A 306-nucleotide genomic window follows, 5' to 3' on the forward strand; every position below is an offset into this window, starting at 1 on the left:
CGATGTCGGCGGGCAGGTCGCCATTGCGGTCGTTGACCCGGGCCGCAGCCTTCTTGATCAGGGCCAGGGCGTGCAACACAGCCAGGGGCATGCGCTGGTCGCCGATGGCGAAGTTCACCAGCGAGCGTTGGGTCTGCGCGCCCCAGTAAGCGTCATCCGGGACTTGCACTTCTCCCAGGCTGTCGGTTTCGATACGGCTCATCGGGCACACTCCTTCAGGTTCGTTTGCGCAGTTTAGGCCCTGATCGCCCGGTGGGGTTCCCTTAAAAGACTTTTCATCGGATTAAGCCCCGCAAAACCAGGCCC

1 pseudogene is annotated in these 306 nt (G+C 62.4%); it reads right to left on the minus strand.

What is annotated here, in order from left to right:
- Positions 1–202, minus strand: a pseudogene (locus HX846_RS37270) (lyase family protein); the annotation flags it as partial.
- Positions 203–306: the final 104 nt, after the last annotated feature.

Source organism: Pseudomonas sp. K5002, assembly GCF_013386655.1.
Taxonomy (GTDB): Bacteria; Pseudomonadota; Gammaproteobacteria; order Pseudomonadales; family Pseudomonadaceae; genus Aquipseudomonas.